The organism is Streptomyces pratensis (genome assembly GCF_016804005.1).
Classification (GTDB): Bacteria; Actinomycetota; Actinomycetes; order Streptomycetales; family Streptomycetaceae; genus Streptomyces; species Streptomyces pratensis_A.
The window spans coordinates 5,377,936-5,397,349 of the sequence record NZ_CP051486.1; the positions used below are offsets into that span (position 1 = coordinate 5,377,936).

Here is a 19,414-nt window from a genome sequence, read left to right on the forward strand (position 1 = left end):
ACTTTAGGCATCAGTCGTGGTCGTGACCAGATCATGAACGGAAGTCGGTCGACCGTATGCAATGCGGGCCCGGACGTCGCGCCCGGACCCGCCCTGCGGCATCAGCCGTTCAGAAGGCCGGGTCAGGAGCTGAACAGCATCCGGCCGAAGCTCTTCTGACGGTGGTGGCCGCCGTGGTGACCGCCCTGGTGCGGAGCTCCCCAGGCAGGGGCCGGCGCAGCGGGGTAGGCCTGCTGGGCGGGGGGCGCGGGGTAGGCCTGCGGGCCGGGGGGCGCGGGCGGGGCCTGCTGCGCCCACTGCGACTCCAGTCGGGCCAGGGACTCCAGCTCGCCGTAGTCGAGGAATATCCCGCGGCAGCCGCTGCACTGCTCGATCTGGACACCGTTGCGGTTGTACGTGTGCATCTGGGCGTGACACTTGGGGCACTGGATCATCGAATGGACTCCTCAGGTCGTGACGACGTCGCCGGAATGCATGCCCGGCGGCGAACGCCTCACCCTACGACGCGCCTTCGGACACCAACTCGGGCGGGAGGGACGCAATTCGGGCACATGCGTCGATCATCAACTGTTCCACCTCATCCGGACTCCGTTCCTCCGCGGCGGACTTGGCCAGGGCGAGGGCGGCTGTCTGCACCGTGAGCGCCCGCGCCACGACGTCCAGCTCCGGCCACGGGTCCCCTTCGGCTCGTACGGCTGGGCCGTCGGCCGCCCGGTAGGCGTCGAGGAAGCGCAGCCAGATCCCGGGCGACAGCAGCCCCGCCGCGTACCAGGCGGCGGGCCGTGCCAGGTCCCAGGCGGGATCACCGAGGCCGGCGTCGTCGAGGTCGATCAGCAGCCAGGGGCCGTGCCGGAGGGGGTACCGGACGAGCTGGCCGAGGTGCAGATCGCCGTGGCAGAGGAAGCCGGCCCGGTGTCCGGGCACCGGTGTCTCCGCACGGGCCCAGCCGGGCAGCCCGCGCCAGGCGGCCAGCACCGGCACGACAGCCGGATCGCCGGGGCGCGCCGCACACATCCTCGCCACGGCCCTGGCCGCCTTGACCGGACCACGCATCGGCGGGAGCGCGTGCGGCGGCGGGGTGCGGTGCAGCCGGGCCAGGAGGAGGGCGGCCTCCTCCCAGGGCGCGGCATCGGGGTCCGAGGGGTCGACCGGCCCGCCGTACGGCCAGAGGCTCACGGTGCGGCCCTCGGCGCTGCCGGGAGCCCCGTCGGGGGCGGGGAGCGCGGGGAGGAGGATTCCCGCCAGCCGGGGAGAGGCGGCCAGCGACAGGCGCGCTTCCAGTTCGGGGGGTTCCGAGTCGGCGGCGTGGGCCTTGGCGACGACCGGGCCGCTGCGGACCACCGTGCCGTCCGGCCGGTCGGCGAGCACCTGGGGCGGGGTGCACGCGCACTCCGACGCGACGGGGTGCGCGTTGTCGTGCGCGAGATCGCCGAGCACGCGTACGACGGAGGGGGTGGTCATCGGCTCGGCTCCCGGGAGTGGTCGGCCGGCCGCGCGGCGGGCCCGCCGGCGATCGTACGCGGCCGCTCAGAAAAGGGTCCGGACAGCGCGATGTCCGGCCAGCTCCCCAGCTGGCCGGACAAACGCTGCCGTCCGCCGCACCCCCGTCCCCACGGGGCTGTTGGCCGGATGTCCCGGTCCGGACCGCTCTTCCGGACCCGGGGCGCCGCTCAGCGCCCCAGCATCACGCCTACGGACGACGCCTGTGTGACCACTGCGTCCCAGCCGCCGAAGACGACGACCAGCAGGGCCGCCAGGGGAAGAACCATGGCTGTCGCCACCAAGGGGTGGCGCGTGCCGGACGGGCGTACGCCGAACGAGGCGTATGCCCTGCGTCCTTGCGTGCGGATCATGGTCCGCGTGGCCGTGTCCGCCATGGTTCCTCTCCTGACATGTTCCGGAGCGGCGGGCGCGTGGCCTCGGGGGACGAGTTTCACGCCCGCCGCTTGACTTCAACATTAGGGAGGCGGGAGGAGTCCGGCGTCATGCCCGCGTACCGAATGCCGGGCCTCCCGGAGGATGAGTCGGCCGTCCTCTGCGTACTCCCCTGGGTGGAGAAACGGTGCTGGTTGCGGCACCCGACACCTAGGGGGTGCCCTCGAAGTCCCGCCGTATGCGTGGGGGCGGGATCCGCGCTGCCCGGTCGTCCGCAGAGGGGAGGAGACCGCCGCCGCCCGGCAGGCACCGGGTGACGGCGGTCTCCTCCGGGTGTCAGTCCCTCCCGTCCGCCATCGCGAGCAGCCGGTCGAAGACGGCCGCGTCGGCACGTACGCCGTCGTGGGCGTGATCGGGGGTGACCCAGGTGCGCAGACCGCGCACCGCGTGGGCGGTGGCGAGGGCCTGCTCGCGGTCGACGTACATGTCGTCGTGGTAGACGGCGGCCACCACGGGAACGTCGTTGTCCGCCAGCCGGCCGAGGTCGTACAGGGCGGGCCAGTCGGTGCGCGCGGCGAGGGCTTCGGCCGCACCCCGCAGCGGGACCAGTGCGGGGTCCTCCTCGAACTGCCAGGGGTAGACCATCTCGCCGGTGAAGCGGACCGGGCTGCCGGGCTCCGCGTCGAAGGCGGGGAACTCCCGCCGGACCCGGTGGGCGGACCAGCCGGTGGGGCGGGGCCCGTGGGCGTATATGGGCTCGTGGAGCGCCGCGTAGAGGGGGCGCTCGGCGAAGGACACCGCGGCGTCCACGCCCCGCAGGAAGGTGTCGGTGAGCTCCGGACCTCGGGTGCCGTCGGTGAACGCGGTCTCGAGGAGGTAGTGGAGCGAGTCGAACTTCGCCGAGGTGCCGAAGGTGATCCCGAGCGTCTGGAAGCGGCGCACGGTGAGCCGTTCGCCGGTCGGCATGCGGACGTCGTGCGCCTCCAGGTGCCCGGCGACGGCGTCGGCGAGCCGCTGGTCGCCCGGGTAGCGCGCGAAGTAGCGCTCGTTGTGGGCGAGGGTGCGGGCGTAGGCCGCCCGGTACACGTCGTCGGCGTGGCCCGTCAGTGTGGGCAGGCCCCCGGTGATGTACGCCTGGGCCAGTCCCTCGGGCGCGTGGCTCAGGTAGGTGAGCGTGGCGAAGCCGCCGAAGCTCTGCCCGAGTACGCTCCAGGGCTGTTCGTCCTGGAAGTACCGGCGCAGCAGTTCGGCGTCACGGACGATCGAGTCGGCCCGGAATCGGCCGAGGAAGTCGGCGGCGGCGAGGTGGTCCGCACCGAACCGGGCGAGGGTGATGCGGTCGGCCGGGGCGGACCGTCCGGTGCCCCGCTGGTCCATCAGGACGACTCGGTGGCCGTCGAGGGCGCGCCGGAGCCAGGCGCCCGCCGCGTTCGGCCGTTCCGCACGGCCTCCCGGGCCGCCCTGGAGCCAGAGCAGCCGGGGCAGGGCCTCGTGCTCCCGGCCCTCGGCCACGATTTCGCGGGCGAACAGGCTGATGGCCGGGCCGGCCGGGTCCTGGTGGTCGAGCGGCACGTCGAGGGTGTGGTCGGTGCAGACCAGACCGCCGTGGCGGTAGGAGACGGGCGGGCGCGCGGACATGGGCGCTCCTTGTCGCGGGGAGTGGCTGGGTCGGGTGGGGTGGGGTGGGCCTGCGCCGGGGCATTGATGTGACGTACCGTCAGGAATGCTGCCGGGGGCGGGAGTTCCGCAGGTCGGTCGGCGCGCACGGCTGCGGGCAGGCGTGGGGAGCCTGCCCGCGGCCGATGGGACTCAGTAGCCGGCGACGCCGAGGTCGCGGCAGATCTCGACGAGTTCGGGGTGCACGTAGCGACCGTTCTCCTCTATCGCGACGCCGTCCAGGTAGATGGACGGGCCGAGCACGCTGCCGTCGGTGTGCGCGGCGGCGACCCACGGTTCCCCGCCGATCCAGGCGCCCTTCGTGCCGATGCCGAGCTCGACGCAGCCGAAGACGCGTTCGTCCTCCACGATCCGTCCCGTGGGGGCGAGTACGCCGGGGTTGAAGCCGAGGGACCAGTGGGCCACGCGGAACATGTTCGGGTCGTCGAAGGACTCCATCCAGCGGCGGAAGGTGTCGGCGTCGGCGCCACCCTCGATCTTGGTGACGACGCCCTTCTCGACGGTGCAGCGGACCGGGGAGCGCAGGAGGCCGATCTCGTCCGGCGGCCACAGGGCTCCGTCGAAGACGAGGACGCCGTCCTGTGTCTCCTCCAGCGGGTTCCAGGAGATCTGGCCGGACAGCATGACCGTTTCGCCGGGCTTCTCGGCGGGCTTGCCGCGCAGGTTGATCGGGCGGTCTCCGTTTCGTCCGACGAGGTCGGTGCCGTTGACGGAGGTGATGCGTACCTCGTCCGCGGCTTCGAGGAGTGCGACGAGTGCCTTGCCCAGGCGGATGACGCCCTGGAAGTCGGGGCGGCCGACTGTGGCGACCAGCATCTGGACGTCCATGGCGGTGAGGTTGGTGTAGCGGCAGCCGTTGGCCATGGCGGCCCGGAAGGCGTCGGAGTGCATCAGGTAGGAGACGGCGAACTCGATCCACACGTCGGCGTCCGCGATCGCGCCGGCCACGGGGCGGGGCGGCTCCATCGAGGCGCCCGGCAGCGTCTCGTACCAGACGATGACGGGGTGTGCGCCGGCCGCGGCGACTGCCTGGGCGGTGGCCTCGAGCACCCGGCGGTCGCTGCTGGTGTCACCGGTGAGGACGACGTGCTCGCCGCGCTTGACGAGCATGACCTCCTCGACGAGCTTGCGTGCGGCCAGGGCCAGTTCGAAGCTGAGGTACTCGGAACGCGGTTCGAGCCTGCTGTACATGTCCACGGTGGGGGTTCTCCTTGCCTTGCGGGTGGTGCGGTGTGGTGCGGGTGTTGGCTTGAGGGGTCAGGTCTTGAGGATCTGGGCGGAGTCCCCGAGCGAACTGCCGGCGATCACCCCGGCGCCGATCAGGTTGAGTTCCTCGTCTGCGGCGGGGCCGCGCAGCCTGCGGTAGACGACGCGGACCGCCAGCGCTCCGAGGACCAGCCAGCACGCCTGCGGGGTGAGGATGAGGAGGCCGGTGGCGAGCATGACGCCCATCTGGCGCCGGGTTCCGCCGATCAGCTGGACGGCGGCGCCGGGAACGGCCCAGAGCAGCATGGTGCGTACCGCGTCGGGATCGCTGAGGCCGCTCCTGATCGTGTCGGCGTACACCTTGGCGACGGGAGGGATGAGCCCCTGACCGAAGTAGGAGCGCCAGGCGACGGCGACGACGACCAGGGCGACACCGAAGCCGATCAGGGCGGCGAGGAACTGCTGGCGGCGGCCCTCACGCTCGTAGGGGTCCCAGGGGCGGTGGTCCCTGCGGAGCAGCCAGCCGGCCTTGAGGTCGTACCCCATGTCGGCGAACGCGGGGCCGGTGGCCGAGACGTATCCGATCAGGAGGGCCAGCGGTACCGAGGGGATGCCCATGGCGAGCCCGAGGATGAGGAAGATCAGGGTGACGGCGAAGGACGGGAACCAGCCGGACTGCATTGCGGCGAGGCCGACGATCAGCTCGTGGACCAGTGCCGCGAAGGCCGCGAACAGGACCCAGCCGACGATCCCGAGCGGGCTCATGTCACCGACGAGTCCGCCGAGGACCGCGAGGACGACGGCGCCCGCGGTGAACAGCGCGTAGCCGCGGATCAGGGCGAGCCGCAGGGCACGCTCGTCGACGGTGTACTCGACGGTCGGGTCCGTCACGGCGAGGGTGCTCGCCGACTCCTCGGCGGCCTTCTCCTTGTCCTTCTGCTTCTTGCGGGCGCGGCGGCCCACCAGCATGTGGACGGCCTGTCCCAGGGCGACGACGCCCGCTCCGACCATGACGCCGTGCGGAATGAAACCGGCCCCCAGGTCGGTGTCGAAGAGAGCGGGGCTGTACTGGCGCAGCATCAGGCCGATACCGAACATCATCAGCGCCCAGACGTTGCCCAGGAAGGCCACGCCGGCGGCGGACAGCGGCAGGCTGAGCAGCGTTCCGGCCAGCCCGACGGCGGTCCCGCCGGCGAGGATCAGCGCCCGGCGGCCTCCTCGGTCGCCGGCCTTGATCGTCTCGGCGGCGGCCGTGCCGGGCGGCCACGCGGCGTCGGCGGGCAGCAGCCGGGACCCGAAGGCCCGGTAGAGCACCCAGGCGTCCACGAGCAGGCCGATGAACGAGCCGGCGAGCATGGGCCAGGCCAGGTCCTCACGTCCGAAGACGTACGGGATGGCCACGGACGTGAGCAGCGCGTTCGCCGAGGCGAAGGTCGCCGCGGAGATCGCGCTCTGGGCGAGGTTCTGCCGGTGCACGGACCTCATGCGGCGCAGGAACCCGAGCGGGATGCGACCGATCAGCATGGCGACGAGCGCGCCGACGACCGAGGTGTTGGCGGAGATGCCCAGTTTGGACACCAGGTCGATGCCGATCACGGCGCCGACGGCCGCCAGGAGCACCAGGATGACCAGCAGCAGGGGTTCGAAGACCCGGGGGTGGGCCTTGGTGTCGTCGGGGTGGGATCCGGACGGCGGCGGTTCGCGGTGCGGGGCGGAGGCTTGGTTCGCCACGGGGCACCCCCTTCGGTGAGAGCAGGACTGGGAGCAGGACTGGGGAGGCGCTGTCGCCCGTCGGTGCGCGGGCAGGGCAGGGCGCACCGGCGGCGCGGGGCGCCGCGGGATCGAGCGGTATGCGGTTCGGCCGGTTCAGCCGGTTCGGCCGGTTCAGCCGGTTCAGCCGGTCGGCCGGTTCGGCCGGTTCGGCCGGTTCAGCCGGTTCAGCCGGTCGGCCGGTTCAGCCGGTTCAGCCGGTTCAGCCGCCGAGTGCCGCGGTGATCTCCGCGGCTCCGGCGCGCACCAGTGGTACGAGCGTGTCGACGGCGCGGTCCACCCGGTGGGACGGGCCGATCACGGTGAGGGAGGCCGCTACGGCCTCGCCCTGGAGGACGGGGGCGGACACGGCGGTGACCGCCTCGTCGTACTCGCCGTAACTGACGCAGTGCCCGTCGGCGCGGACCTGTGCGTAGCAGGTGAGCAGCGCCTCCAGGTCCGTGATGGTGCGGTCGTTGAACCGGGCGGGTCCGCTGGGACCGAACATCTGCCGGATCTCGCGTTCGGGGTGGTACGCGAAGATCGTGTGGCCGGACGCCCCGGCGTGGCCGGGCATGACCGCTCCGATGATGGCGGTGTAGCGGACGGGCCCGGTCCCGTCGACCGCGGCGGCGCAGCGGTAGCTGGAGCCGTGCGGGACGTTCAGCACGATACTTTCACCCGTCTCCCGCAGGAGCCGGGCGAGTATCGGGCGGGCGAGCGAGGGCAGCACACCGCTGTGCTCGCCGACCCGGGCGAGCCGCGAGAGGGCAGGGCCGGGACGGTAGCGGCGACTCGTGTCGTCGCAGATCAGGAAGCCACGGGCGGTCAGGGTGGTGAGCAGCCGCTGCACCACCGCTTTGTCCCAGCCGTGATGGCGCGAGAGTTCGCTGACACCCCATTCGGGACGCTGCTCGGTGAAGGTGAGCAGGACGGTCAGCGCCCGGTCCACGGTCTGCAGGACGCCGGGCGCCTGGGGTGCGGCTTCCACCGTGGTGTCAGTGCCGTGGTCCGCCATGGGCCGGCCTCCTTGGTTCCGTGCGGGTGATCGAGCGCCGACCGGTGATCCCGAGGGCCGATCGGTGCGGAAATCGCAACACCGTTGCGTTTTCTGGCCGAAAGAATGCGGGTGCATTGACCACGTGTCAAGGGTGTGCCGGAGATTCGTCTCGACGGGGTAGCAGCGGGGGCCGGTGTGCCGGCGGCAGCGATGGAGGCGAGTCGCCGGGCGCGCGAGCGGGGCGGGCCGCGACAGCAGGGCCGGTGTGCCGGCGGCAGCGATGGAGGCGGGTCGCCTGGAGCGCGGGCGGGGCGGGGGCGCACTGGCGGGTCTCCAGGCGCGCGGGCGGGGCTGGGCCGCGGCAGCGGGGGCCGTGGAGTCCGCAGGGGCCGTCCGCAGCTGTTGCCTGGGCGCGAGGCAAGCGGCGTGCCCGCCGGGCCGGGGAGCCGCGCCGGGCCCTCCCAGGCCGGGCCGGGGCCTCCCGGAGAGCTGGCCGGGACGATCGGGGAGCCGGGGCCCGGCGTTCCGGCCCCGGGTCCCCGGTCCTCGATGGCAGTTCCTGCCTCCGGCTGCGGTGGTCGCGTGAAGACCTCCGGTGCGGTGAGGGTGTCCGGGCTCACCGCGCGCCGGAGGTCTTCACGCCCAGCCGCGCTCTCCGGCCGGTCGGCCGGGTCGACAGTGCTGCGGGGCGACGCTCGGAGGAGCTTCAGGCCGGTGTCGGGCCGGACGGGGACGTGCGGCCGACGCGATCCCGGGGAGGCGTCAGGAGTTGTGGTCGCCCGCGATCGGGCGCTCGGAGGCGTCCTCACGGGGTACCGGCTGTTCGACCAGGGCGAGCACCCTGGTCGCCATGAAGCGGGCGGTACGGACAACTGATCCACTTCGGGTGACTTCACTCACTTCAACCACACCCCGGCGGACCGCTGTCTCCACCCGCCGGCCTGCCCTGGAGGCCACCACTTCGTACGTCCTGGTCGTGTCACCGGCGTCCACGACTATTTCGACTCGATCGCCCTTCATTGATCCAATCCCCCTTCTGCGACGGTCCTTTGAGATCTCGCACGGGCCACAGAGCCTGGATCCGCGGCTCCCTGACCACTTCTCAATTCTCCCACCGGGGACTGACAATCGATGGGCCGGCGAGGGCGCGGCCTCTGAGCGCGCCGCGCCACGGGTACGTAAGCTGTGCCTCGTCAGGCGGACCGGCAGCGGGGATGGGCAGACGATGGCGATGATGCGGCTCCGGCGCGAGGACCCGCGTGTCGTCGGCTCGTTCAGGCTGCACCGGCGGCTCGGCGCGGGTGGCATGGGTGTCGTCTATCTGGGTTCCGACCGCCGCGGCCAGCGAGTGGCGCTGAAGGTGATCCGGCCGGACCTGGCGGAGGACCAGGAGTTCCGTTCGCGCTTCGCGCGCGAGGTGTCCGCCGCCCGGAGGATCCGCGGCGGCTGCACCGCCCGGCTCGTGGCCGCCGACCTCGAGGCGGACCGCCCGTGGTTCGCGACGCAGTACGTGCCGGGCCCCTCGCTGCACGACAAGGTCATCGAGGAGGGACCTCTGTCGGCCGCCGAGGTGGCCTCGATCGGGGCGGCGCTGTCGGAGGGCCTGGTGGCGGTACACGAGGCCGGTGTCGTCCACCGTGACCTGAAGCCGTCCAACATCCTCCTCTCCCCCAAGGGCCCCCGGATCATCGACTTCGGCATCGCCTGGGCGACCGGGGCCAGCACGCTCACCCATGTCGGGACGGCCGTCGGCTCGCCCGGCTTCCTCGCGCCCGAGCAGGTGCGCGGCGCGGCGGTGACGCCCGCGACGGACGTGTTCTCGCTGGGCGCCACCCTGGCGTACGCGGCGATGGCCGACTCGCCCTTCGGACACGGCAGTTCCGAGGTGATGCTCTACCGGGTGGTCCACGAGGAACCGCACCTGTTCGACGTGCACGACGCACTCGCCCCGCTGGTGCGGGCATGCCTGGCGAAGGACCCGGAGGAGCGGCCGAGCACGCTGCAGCTCTCCATGCGGCTCAAGGAGATCGCCGCGCGCGAGGCCCAGGGACTGCAGGAACGTCGGCCGCCCGCGCAGCGGAGCGAGCAGGAGCTGGACCGGCCGACGGGCCGACTGGAAGGGCCGTACACCGAACAGGTGACCAGGCGCGCGGCCGGAGGGTCGGCCCAGGCGCCGCGCGGCCCGGGTCGGCGCCCGGCCTCGTCGCGCCCGGCAGCCCCTCGTACCGGCGGCTCGCAGTCCCGCGCATCGCGGGGCGGCCCACGCTCCGGTCCGCAGCCCCACTCGTCGAAGGGCACGAACGGCAGGCAGGCCTCCCGGCCCGGCGTCCGGACGACCTCGGCCGGGAAGGGCGGGAAGCGGCGGCCGGCCAATCCGCGGCTGCTGCGCCAGCGGCTCGTCGTATTCGTCGTGGTCACGCTGCTGGTCGCGCTGGGGATCGCAGCCGCTCAGGGCTGTCAGGGCCCCGCACGCGGGCTGGGGGGCGCCCCCTCACATACGTACGACGGGGCCGCCGTCCACCCGGCGACAGGCATCGGCTGGCACCCACAGGGATGAGGGTGCCGACGGACGGTCAGGCGGAGACGGCCCGCGTGGCGTAGAAGGCCACGGCGGAGGCCGCGGCGACGTTGAGCGAGTCGACTCCGGCGTCCATCGGGATGCGTACGTGGGCGTCGGCCGCGGCGAGCGCCCCGGGTGTGAGGCCGTCGCCCTCCGTGCCGAAGACGAGCGCCAGTTTCCCGGGCCGCCGTGCGACGAGTTCGTCCAGCGTGATCGACGTGTCGCTGAGGCAGAGCGCGGCGGTGGTGAAGCCGGCTTCTCGCAGCAGGCCGACGTCCTCGGGCCAGGACGTCAGGCGGGTCCACGGGACGTGGAAGACGGACCCCATCGAGACCTTGACCGCCCGCCGGTAGAGCGGGTCGGCGCAGCGCGGGGTGAGGAGGACGGCGTCGACGCCGAGAGCAGCGGCGTTCCGGAAGGCCGCTCCGACATTGGCGTGGTCGACGATGTCCTCGAACACGGCGACCCGCCGTACGTTCCCGTGCTCCGGCGACAGCAGCGCGCCGACGTCCGGGAGCGCCTTGCGCTGCATGGAGGCGAGGGCACCACGGTGCACGTGGTAGCCGGTGACGCGCTCGGCCAGAGCAGGAGTGACCGCGTACACCGGTGCCGTGGCCTCGTCGATCACATCGCGCATGACGTCGGTCCACTTGGCGGAGAGCATCATGGACCGCATCTCGTACCCGGCGTTCGCGGCACGCCGGATCACCTTCTCGCCCTCGGCGATGAAAAGGCCCTCTGCGGGTTCCCGCCGGCGCCGGAGTGCGACGTCGGTCAGGCCGGTGTAGTCGGCCAGACGCGGGTCGTCGGGATCGTCGACGGTGATGAGTTCAGCCACGGATCGCTACTGCCTTGTCGGGGGTGGTGTGGGGTACGGAGGTGACGCGCCGAGCCGCGGGGCTGGAGCCCGCCGCTCGGCGCCGGGTGTCCGGCGCTCAGCCTTCGAGCCTGCCCGCCGGGTCCGCGCCGACCGCGACGACGTCCCCGATGACGATGACCGCCGGGGGCCGTACCTCTTCCGCGACGACGCGCTCCCCGACGTCTCCGAGGGTCGCGTCGACCCTGCGCTGGGCCGCCGTGGTGCCCTCCTGGACCAGGGCCACCGGGGTGTCGGGCGACTTGCCGTGGGCGATGAGAGCCCGGGAGATGGCGCCGATCTTGTCGACCGCCATCAGGAGGACCAGGGTGCCGCGCAGCTGCGCGAGCGCCTTCCAGTCGACCAGGGAACGCGGGTCGTCGGGGGCCACGTGACCGCTGACCACCGTGAATTCGTGCGCCACGCCCCGGTGGGTGACGGGGATTCCGGCCGCTCCGGGCACGGAGATCGAGCTGGAGATCCCGGGGACGACCGTGCAGGCGATGCCCTCGGCGGCCAGGGCCTGCGCCTCCTCCATGCCACGGCCGAAGACGAACGGGTCACCGCCCTTGAGGCGGACCACCGACTTGCCCGCCTTGGCGTGGTCGATCAGCGCCTGGTTGATCGCCTCCTGTGCCATGTACCGGCCGTACGGGATCTTCGCGGCGTCGATGACCTCGACGTGCGGGGGGAGCTCGTCGAGGAGGTCGCGTGGTCCGAGCCGGTCCGCGATGACCACGTCGGCCTCGGCGAGGAGACGACGGCCCCGGACCGTTATCAGGTCGGGGTCGCCCGGGCCGCCGCCGACCAGGGCGACACCCGGGGCGCGGGTGCGGTGGTGCGGGGCGGCGAGGGTGCCGTCGCGGAGCCCCTCCACGATCGCGTCACGGACCGCGGCGGAGTGCCGGGGATCGCGGCCCTGGGAGGTGGTGGTGAGGACGGCGACCGTGATGCCTTCGCTGCGGCCGGTGGCCGGCGTCCAGGCGGTGGCCGCCTCGGCGTCGTCGCTCCGGACGCACCAGGTACGGGTCCTCTCCGCCTCGGCGGACGCCGCGTCGTTGGCAGCGGCGTCGGACGACGCGACGAGGGCGTACCAGGTGTCGGCGAGGTCGCCGTCCTGGTACCTGCGGCGCTCCCAGCGGATCTCACCGGTGTCGGCCATCGCCTCGACGGACGCGGTCGCGGACGGGGAGACCAGCGTGACGTCGGCACCGGCCGCGACGAGGGCGGGCAGCCGGCGCTGCGCGACCTGGCCACCGCCGACGACGACGACGCGGCGCCCGTTCAGGCGCAGTCCGACGGGGTAGGCAGGGTGATCGTCATGCTCGGCCATGGTCGTGCGGGCTCCTCGTGCAGGGTGCGGTGTGCTGCGGGCCGCTGCGGCGGTGGAGCGGCGGTGACGTGGGCTGGGTGAGGCGGTGACGCGTGGGACCACGATACGGGGTGGTGGGCACCGGGGCCGGGGCGGTGCGGCGGGTTCTCGGGCGGCCTGCGACGGACCTCGGCTTCTTCGCGCCGGACCCGGGACGCCGGACGGGCCGGAAGGCCCTCGCGGTCATCGGCTCGGGCGAAGAACCCGCCGCACCGGTCATCGGCTCGCGCGGAGGATCCGCCGCACCGGTATCCGGCTCGGGCGAAGGACCCGGCGCCACGGTCATCGGCCGGCCCCGGTCCCCGATCGGCCCGTCCTGTCACGGAGGCCGACCGGGAGTACCGGGCACGCGCCTGTCGGGCCGGCGGGTGCCCGGACGAGCCGGCCTGGCGCGTCCGGGCACGGTGAGAGCTACTTCTCCGTGACGCCTGCGGAGTCGAAGGTGGCCACCTCGTGCATGGCGCGCGCAGCACTCTGCACGATGGGGAGCGCGAGGAGCGCGCCCGTGCCCTCCCCGAGACGGAGGTCCAGGTCGACGAGCGGCCGCAGGCCCAGCTTGTTGAGGGCCGCGACGTGGCCGGGTTCCGCGCTGCGGTGCCCCGCGATGCAAGCGGCGAGCGCCTCGGGGGCGATCGCGCGGGCGACGAGTGCCGCCGCACCGGCACTCACACCGTCCAGGATCACCGGCGTACGGAGGGAGGCACCGCCCAGCAGGAAGCCCGCCATGGCGGCGTGTTCCAGGCCGCCGACCGCCGCCAGTACCCCGATCGGGTCGGCCGGGTCGGGCTGGTGCAGGTCCAGAGCGCGGCGGACCACATCGACCTTGCGTGCGTGCATCTCGTCGTTGATCCCGGTGCCACGGCCGGTCACCTCCGCCGGGTCCAGATCGGTGTAGACGCAGATCAGCGCGGCCGACGCGGTGGTGTTGGCGATGCCCATCTCGCCGGTGAGCAGGCCCTTGTTGCCTGCCGCCACCAGGTCACGGGCGGTCTCGATGCCCACCTCGATCGCCGCGAGCACCTCTTCGCGGGTGAGGGCGGGGCCTGTCGTGAAGTCGGCCGTTCCGGGACGGACCTTCCTGGGGAGCAGGCCGGGGGTGGCGGGGAGTTCTGCCGCCACACCGACGTCGACGACGCACACCTCGGCGCCGACCTGGGCGGCGAAGGCGTTGCAGACGGCGCCGCCGCCGAGGAAGTTGGCGACCATCTGCCCGGTGACCTCCTGCGGCCACGCCGTGACGCCCTGCGCGTGGACCCCGTGGTCGCCGGCGAAGATCGCGACGGCGGCGGGCTCCGGTACGGGCGGCGGGCACAGCCGGGAGAGCCCGGACAGCTGGGCGGAGATGATCTCCAGCATGCCGAGCGCGCCTGCGGGCTTCGTCATCCGCTTCTGGCGTTCCCAGGCCTCGCCGAGCGCCTTGGCGTCCAGGGGGCGGATACCGGCGATGGTTTCCTGGAGGAGGCTGTGCGGCTCCTCACCGGGCAGGGCGCGGCGGCCGTACGTCTCCTCGTGGACGACCCAGGACAGCGGACGGCGCTTGGACCAGCCCGCCTGCATCAGCTCGGGTTCCTCGGGGAATTCGTCGACGTATCCGACACAGAGGTAGGCCACGACTTCGAGGTGCTCGGGCAGCCCCAGCGCACGGACCATCTCCCGCTCGTCGAAGAAGCTGACCCAGCCGACACCGAGGCCCTCCGCGCGGGCGGCGAGCCACAGGTTCTCCACGGCGAGCGCCGACGAGTACGGGGCCATCTGCGGCTGGGTGTGCCGGCCGAGGGTGTGGCGGCCGCCACGGGTGGGGTCGGCGGTGACGACGATGTTCACCGGTGTGTCGAGGATGGCCTCGATCTTCATTTCCTTGAACTGCTTGGCGCGGCCCTTGGGCAGGGACTTGGCGTATGCCTCGCGCTGACGCTGTGCCAGTTCGTGCATGGAGCGGCGCGTCTCCGCGGAGCGGATGACGACGAAGTCCCAGGGCTGCGAATGGCCGACGCTCGGTGCGGTGTGCGCGGCTTCCAGGACGCGCAGGAGGACCTCGTGCGGGATCGGGTCGCTGCGGAAGCCGTTGCGGATGTCGCGCCGTTCACGCATCACTCGCAGGACCGCTTCGCGCTCGGCGTCGTCGTAGCCGGGCGCCGGGGCGGAGACGAGGACGGCTTCGGCATCCGCCTCGACCTCGGCATCGGTTTCGGCCTCGGCGGGGGCCACGGCCTCGGCCTCGGGGGCAGCGGTCTCTTCCGTCACCTCGGCGACCGGGGCCTCCTCGGGAGCGACCTCCACGGGGGCCGGCACCTCGGTTGCCGGAATCGCCGCCTCCAGGGGCTGCGCCTCCGGAGTCGCGGCTGCCGGGGTCTCGACCACCGGGCTCTCGGCTTCAGGGGTCTCGGCTTCAGGGGTCTCGATGATCTCGGGTCCGGTGCCGGGCTCCGGCTCGGCAAGGATCTGGGGACCCGCCTGCGGCACAGGAACGGGCTCGGGAGCCGGTTCGGGTGCCGCGACCGGCTCCTCGACCGGCTCTGCCTGGATCTCAGCAGCTACTACGGGCTCCGCCTGGATCCCGGGAGCCGACTCGGGCTCCTGGACGGCGACCGGCTCCGGTTCCACCTGGGCCCCGGGCACGGGCTGCGGTGCGGGATCAGCGGCCTGCTGGGGCTCGGTGTCGGGGCTCACCGTCTCGGTCACAGGTGCCGGGGCGGCGTGCGGAGCCGTCGGTTCGGACCCCTGGAGGGGCACGAACGAGCCCGCGGGCTCGACCGGGGCGGCGGTCTCCACGGGAAGTTCGACGGGGTCATCGGCGGGACTCTGCGGCGGTACGGCTGCGGCCGCCTCGACGGGAGCTTCCAGCGGCACGGCGGCCGGGGCCTCCGCCGGGGCTGCCGCGGAAGGCTCCTCGGCGATCGCCGCCACAGGCACCGGGGCGACTGCCTCTGAGGGGGCCTCGGGCGCGAGGGGTTCCACCGCCTCAGCCGGTTCGACGGGCGCGACGTGGTCGACGGGCGCGATGTGGTCGACGTGCTCAGCAGGCGCGACGGAGGCTGCGGACTCCGGGATCGCCTCGTAAGCGGTGGCCGGCTCGGGAGCAGGAACCGGCTCAGGAGCCGGGACCGGCTCGGAAGCGGCGGCCGGCTCGGGAGCAGCCGGCTGCGGTGCGGGAACCGGCTCCGGCGCGCCCCAAGCGGGCGCGCCCTGAGGCGGGATCTCGCCCAGCTGCGGGCCCGGGAGCACGGCCGCGTCGTCCGCCGGGACGTCGAAGTATTCGGGACCGGTCGTGGCCGGTCCGGCGTGGCGCACGTGCATCGTCTGCGGACCCGCCGGCCCGCGGTCCGCGAGCGAGCGGACCACTCCGCCGGTGGGCGTGCCCCCGTAGGAGGGAGCGCCGGTGGGCGCCGGGCCGCGGTGCAGGGGGCGCCGGGCCGGTGCGGCGGCAGCCGGGACCTGCACGGGCGTGTGCGCCGGGATCTGTACGCCGTTGACTTCGGCGACGCCGGGCGCGTGCGCGCCGTTCGCGCCCTGGGCGTACGCCGGGAACTGCTCGGGCAGCCCCGCCGGCGCGGCCGGAGCGTCGCTCCAAGCGCCCTGGGCTGCGGGCATCAGGAGGAGGTCGTCGTCCTCGGCGGTGTGCTCGGAGGGTTCGAGGTAGGTGTAGGCGTCCGGGGCGGGGATGCCCGGCTGCTCCACCATGCCTGCGTTCTCCGGCAGTCCCTCGCCCGGGATCTGGCCGGTGTCAGTCATGCGTACCCCTCGCCCATCGTCAGTGCTCCTTCGCCCTTCGCCCGGGATGCCCGAACCACGGCACGCCGGTGCTCGTCAACAAGAACGAGCGGGCTCCCCGCGCGGCACGAAACGCGCGCGGAGGTGTACATTCTCGCGGCCGTTCGCCGCCGCGGCAGACAGTTCTGCCCCGGCTCGCCTGTGGACTGCGCCACGTTGCGCGTCCCCCGGTTGCGCTGTACCACGTTGCGGACCAAAACGGTCCACTTTTCCGGACATTGACGAACGAACCATCGAACAGCCGGGCGCGGTACAACAATCGGTCAGCCTACCTCGCGCTCCCCCGCGAACGCTTCAGGGGGCGAGGTCGGGGCGCACGGCCGAGAGCAGGAAGACGACGGACCGTTCGCGTTCTGCCCAGTCGGCGGTGTCCATCTCCACGGACTGGAGCAGCGCGCACTCGACGGTGTATCCGTTCCCCGCGAGGGCCGCGCCGAGCGCCTCCGCCTCGTCCCGGTTCGAGGCATGGGTGACGATGCGTTCCGGCCGCCGGTCGGCCACCGCCGTGACCACGGGCACGCCTCCGCCGCCGATCCGTACGACATCGGGTTCGGGCAGGCGTTCCAGGACGTGCGGGGCCGTGCCCCTGACGACCTGGACGCCGACCTGGAAGGTGCGGACGGCGGCGGCCGTACGCGCGCAGGCGTCGGGGTCCTTGTCCACGGCGATCACAGCGGCACCGAAGCGGGCCGCCTCGACGGCGAGGGCTCCGCTGCCGGAGCCGATGTCCCAGACAAGGTCACCGGTGCGGGGCCCCAGGCGCGCCAGTTGGGCCGCGCGCAGGCCTGGCGACTCCCCTTCGCCGCCCTCCCCCCCGCCGTCGTAGGACGCGGCGGGCAGGGCCCAGCCGCGGATGCCTTCGGGGTGGGCGGGGAGGCGGCCGGCTATCCAGGCGCCGTTGGCCGTGGTCTCCGGGCCGCCGCCGATGACGATGACGACATTGGGGTCGCGCCAGGTGTGGTCGGCCGTCTTGTCCGAGGTGAGGACGGTGACCCGCTCGCGCGCGGTGCCGAGCTCCTCGCAGATCACGAAGGTGCGGTGGACACCTTCGAGCAGCAGTGCGAGCTCGGCGGGGCCCGCGCCGGGGGACGTGAGCACGGCCACCTTGTGATGGGCACGGATGACGTTGACGGCGCGGCGCAGGGTGCGCGGGTGCGCGACGACGATCTGGGCGTCGTCCCAGGGCATCCCGGCGCGGGCGAAGGCGGTCGCGACGGACGAGACGGCGGGAACCACCTCGACCTCGAGACCGTGTTCGGGCTTCCGGAGTGTCCGCACGACGCCGAAGAAACCCGGGTCACCGTCGGCGAGTACCACGGCGCTCCCGCGGTGGCCGGCGATCCTGCGGGCGGCCAGGTCGACGCTGCCGAGCCGGATGCGTTCCGCGCGCTCGGGAACTTCGGGCAGCGCGAGGTGGTGGGCGGCGCCGGCGACGAGCGTGGCGGCCGAGAGCGCGGCCGTGGCCGATCTGGTCAGTGGCGAGCCGTCCCAGCCGATCACCGTGACCCGGTCGGCCATCGTCGTCAGTCTCCTGGGTGTGAGCAGGCGGGTCCCTCCGCGGGATGGGCGGAGCAAGGGTGAGCGTATCCGGTCCGTACCAACGCCCCGCCGGGGGCTCCGGAAGACGGGCGGGAGGTCAGTTCCAGTCGTTGTAAGTGCCGTAGCCGCCCGCGTCGGCCAGCTGCTCCGCGACGCCCTCCAGGTCCTCGGGCAGGAGGCCCCACACGATGAGGTCGGTCCTGATGTCGGCCCAGCCTCCGTCCTCGGTGGCGGTCCTGGCTATGCGGGCGTTGCGCAGGACTCCCTCGCTGATGCAGCCCAGCTTCTGGGCTACCTGCTGGGAGGCGGTGTTCCCGGCGGGGGTGCGCAGCTCGATCCGCTCGAATCCCTGGTCGCGGAAGAGCCACTCGGCGAGGGCCAGCACGGACTCGGTGGCGTATCCCTCACCGCGTGCCCAGGGGGCGGTGATGTAGCGGACCTCGGTGGCCAGGGTGCGCCGGTCGGTGTTGAGGAGCCGTACGGAACCGACGAGGCGCTGGGTGAGGAACTCGGTGACGGCGAAGACGATGCCGTTGCCCTGGGTGCGTTCCCCGGGAGCGATCCTGCGGACCCAGCGCTCGGCGTCGACCTGGGTGTAGGGGTGCGGTGCGTCGGTCCAGGCGGTGACCAGCTCGTCGTTCATCATCTCGATGTACGCGGGGACGTCCGCCATGTCGAAGGGGCGCAGCACCAACCTGTCCGTGCTGATGGAGATGGACGGGAAGGTGGTAGTCATGCGCAGCTCCATGCCGAAGACCGTGTAAAGCCACCAGCATGCAGCATCGGGCCGTGGATGTGCATGGCCGGGTCCGCACGGCGGAGCCCCGCACACCCGGACGCGGGTGTGCGGGGCTCGTCGGCAAGTGGCGCCCGGGTGTCAGGACTTGACGGGCTCACCGAAGGCGGGGCTGATCGAGCCCTTGTAGGTGTCCTCGATGAACTTCTTGACCTCGTCGGAGTTCAGGAGCTTCGCGAGCTTCTGGACCCGGGGGTCGTCCTCGTTGCCTTCCTTGACGGCCAGGAAGTTGGCGTACGGGTTGCCTTCGGCCTTCTCCAGCACCAGGGAGTCCTGACCGGGCTTCAGGTCGGCCTCGATGGCGTAGTTGCCGTTGATGACGGCGGCGTCGACGTCGTCCAGGGCACGGGGCACGGTCGCGGCCTCGATCTCCTTGAACTCCAGGCCCTTCTTGTCCGTGATGTCGCTGAGCTTGGCGTTGGTCCCGACACCGTCCTTGACGGTGATCAGCCCGTTCTCGGCGAGCAGCTGGAGCGCGCGGCCCTCGTTGGTGGTGTCGTTGGGGACGGCGATCGTCTGGCCGGCCTTGATGTCCTTGACGTCCTTGACCTTCTTGGAGTACAGGCCGAGGGGTTCGAGGTGGACGTTCACCACCGGGACGATGTGGGTGTTGTTCTTCTTGTTGAAGTCGTCCAGGTAGGGCTTGTGCTGGAAGAAGTTGGCGTCGACCTGGCCGCTCTCGGTGGCCGTGTTCGGCAGGACGTAGTCCGTGAACTCCTTGACCTCCAGCTTGAGGCCGGCCTTGTCCGCCAGGTTCTTCTTGACGTAGTTCAGGATGTCGGCGTGGGGCGTCGGGGACGCGGCGACGACGAGGGCCTTGGAGGTGTCCGCACCGGCACCGGTCTCGCCCTTGGCGGCCGGGTCGGAGTCCGTACCGCAGGCGCTGAGGCCGAAGGCGAGGGCGGCGGTGGCTGCGGCAGCAGCGGTGATCTTGATGTTCTTACGCACGAAGAGTGCCTCTTTCCGGTGGTGATGGTGTTGCGCCCGGACAAGGAGTTCGGGCTTCAGGGGGA

General features: G+C 72.6%; 15 protein-coding genes. 1 reads left to right on the forward strand and 14 read right to left on the reverse strand.

Annotated elements, in window-relative coordinates:
* Positions 1 to 122 precede the first annotated feature (122 nt).
* The 8 genes from HED23_RS21950 to HED23_RS21985 all read right to left on the reverse strand — a co-directional run bounded on the left by HED23_RS21950 (position 123) and on the right by HED23_RS21985 (position 8,527).
* Positions 123 to 434 (reverse strand): zf-TFIIB domain-containing protein, encoded by a 312-nt coding sequence (locus HED23_RS21950; RefSeq protein ID WP_203185085.1) that lies wholly within the window; start codon positions 432 to 434, stop codon positions 123 to 125.
* A 64-nt stretch (positions 435 to 498) separates the two neighbouring features.
* The gene (locus HED23_RS21955) at positions 499 to 1,461 is read right to left on the reverse strand and encodes a phosphotransferase family protein (RefSeq protein ID WP_203185086.1); all 963 of its coding nucleotides are present in this window, start codon (positions 1,459 to 1,461) and stop codon (positions 499 to 501) included.
* A 209-nt stretch (positions 1,462 to 1,670) separates the two neighbouring features.
* Positions 1,671 to 1,877, reverse strand: a complete 207-nt coding sequence (locus HED23_RS21960) for a hypothetical protein (protein ID WP_203185087.1) — start codon at positions 1,875 to 1,877, stop codon at positions 1,671 to 1,673.
* A 334-nt stretch (positions 1,878 to 2,211) separates the two neighbouring features.
* Positions 2,212 to 3,513 carry an alpha/beta fold hydrolase gene (locus HED23_RS21965; RefSeq protein WP_203185088.1) on the reverse strand — a complete coding sequence of 434 codons (1,302 nt, stop codon included), beginning with the start codon at positions 3,511 to 3,513 and terminating at the stop codon, positions 2,212 to 2,214.
* Between the two features lie 171 nt (positions 3,514 to 3,684).
* Positions 3,685 to 4,743: a hypothetical protein gene (locus HED23_RS21970; RefSeq protein WP_238442303.1), complete on the reverse strand. Its 1,059-nt coding sequence runs from the start codon at positions 4,741 to 4,743 to the stop codon at positions 3,685 to 3,687.
* A 66-nt stretch (positions 4,744 to 4,809) separates the two neighbouring features.
* Positions 4,810 to 6,396 carry an OPT/YSL family transporter gene (locus tag HED23_RS21975; RefSeq protein WP_203187592.1) on the reverse strand — a complete coding sequence of 529 codons (1,587 nt, stop codon included), beginning with the start codon at positions 6,394 to 6,396 and terminating at the stop codon, positions 4,810 to 4,812.
* A 334-nt stretch (positions 6,397 to 6,730) separates the two neighbouring features.
* Positions 6,731 to 7,525, reverse strand: coding sequence for an IclR family transcriptional regulator (locus tag HED23_RS21980; protein ID WP_203185090.1), 795 nt, complete (start codon positions 7,523 to 7,525; stop codon positions 6,731 to 6,733).
* A 744-nt stretch (positions 7,526 to 8,269) separates the two neighbouring features.
* Positions 8,270 to 8,527 carry a hypothetical protein gene (locus HED23_RS21985; RefSeq protein ID WP_203185091.1) on the reverse strand — a complete coding sequence of 86 codons (258 nt, stop codon included), beginning with the start codon at positions 8,525 to 8,527 and terminating at the stop codon, positions 8,270 to 8,272.
* Positions 8,528 to 8,732: 205 nt separating this feature from the next.
* Between HED23_RS21985 and HED23_RS21990 the strand changes: the two genes are divergently transcribed.
* Entirely contained in the window at positions 8,733 to 10,064 is a 1,332-nt protein-coding gene (locus HED23_RS21990) for a serine/threonine-protein kinase (protein WP_203185092.1), read from the forward strand.
* A 16-nt stretch (positions 10,065 to 10,080) separates the two neighbouring features.
* Here HED23_RS21990 and HED23_RS21995 read toward each other — a convergent pair whose 3' ends face one another.
* The 6 genes from HED23_RS21995 to HED23_RS22020 form a co-directional block, all read right to left on the reverse strand.
* On the reverse strand, positions 10,081 to 10,905 hold the full coding sequence (locus HED23_RS21995) for a TrmH family RNA methyltransferase (protein ID WP_203185093.1): 825 nt from the start codon (positions 10,903 to 10,905) through the stop codon (positions 10,081 to 10,083).
* A 97-nt stretch (positions 10,906 to 11,002) separates the two neighbouring features.
* Entirely contained in the window at positions 11,003 to 12,256 is a 1,254-nt protein-coding gene (cobA, locus tag HED23_RS22000; protein WP_203185094.1) for a uroporphyrinogen-III C-methyltransferase, read from the reverse strand.
* A gap of 450 nt (positions 12,257 to 12,706) precedes the next feature.
* Positions 12,707 to 16,027 carry a nicotinate-nucleotide--dimethylbenzimidazole phosphoribosyltransferase gene (cobT, locus tag HED23_RS22005; protein ID WP_203185095.1) on the reverse strand — a complete coding sequence of 1,107 codons (3,321 nt, stop codon included), beginning with the start codon at positions 16,025 to 16,027 and terminating at the stop codon, positions 12,707 to 12,709.
* A 333-nt stretch (positions 16,028 to 16,360) separates the two neighbouring features.
* Positions 16,361 to 17,584, reverse strand: coding sequence for a precorrin-6y C5,15-methyltransferase (decarboxylating) subunit CbiE (cbiE, locus tag HED23_RS22010; protein ID WP_203185096.1), 1,224 nt, complete (start codon positions 17,582 to 17,584; stop codon positions 16,361 to 16,363).
* A gap of 118 nt (positions 17,585 to 17,702) precedes the next feature.
* Positions 17,703 to 18,341: a GNAT family N-acetyltransferase gene (locus HED23_RS22015; protein ID WP_203185097.1), complete on the reverse strand. Its 639-nt coding sequence runs from the start codon at positions 18,339 to 18,341 to the stop codon at positions 17,703 to 17,705.
* A 141-nt stretch (positions 18,342 to 18,482) separates the two neighbouring features.
* The gene (locus HED23_RS22020) at positions 18,483 to 19,349 is read right to left on the reverse strand and encodes a MetQ/NlpA family ABC transporter substrate-binding protein (RefSeq protein ID WP_203185098.1); all 867 of its coding nucleotides are present in this window, start codon (positions 19,347 to 19,349) and stop codon (positions 18,483 to 18,485) included.
* Between the last annotated feature and the right edge of the window lie 65 nt (positions 19,350 to 19,414).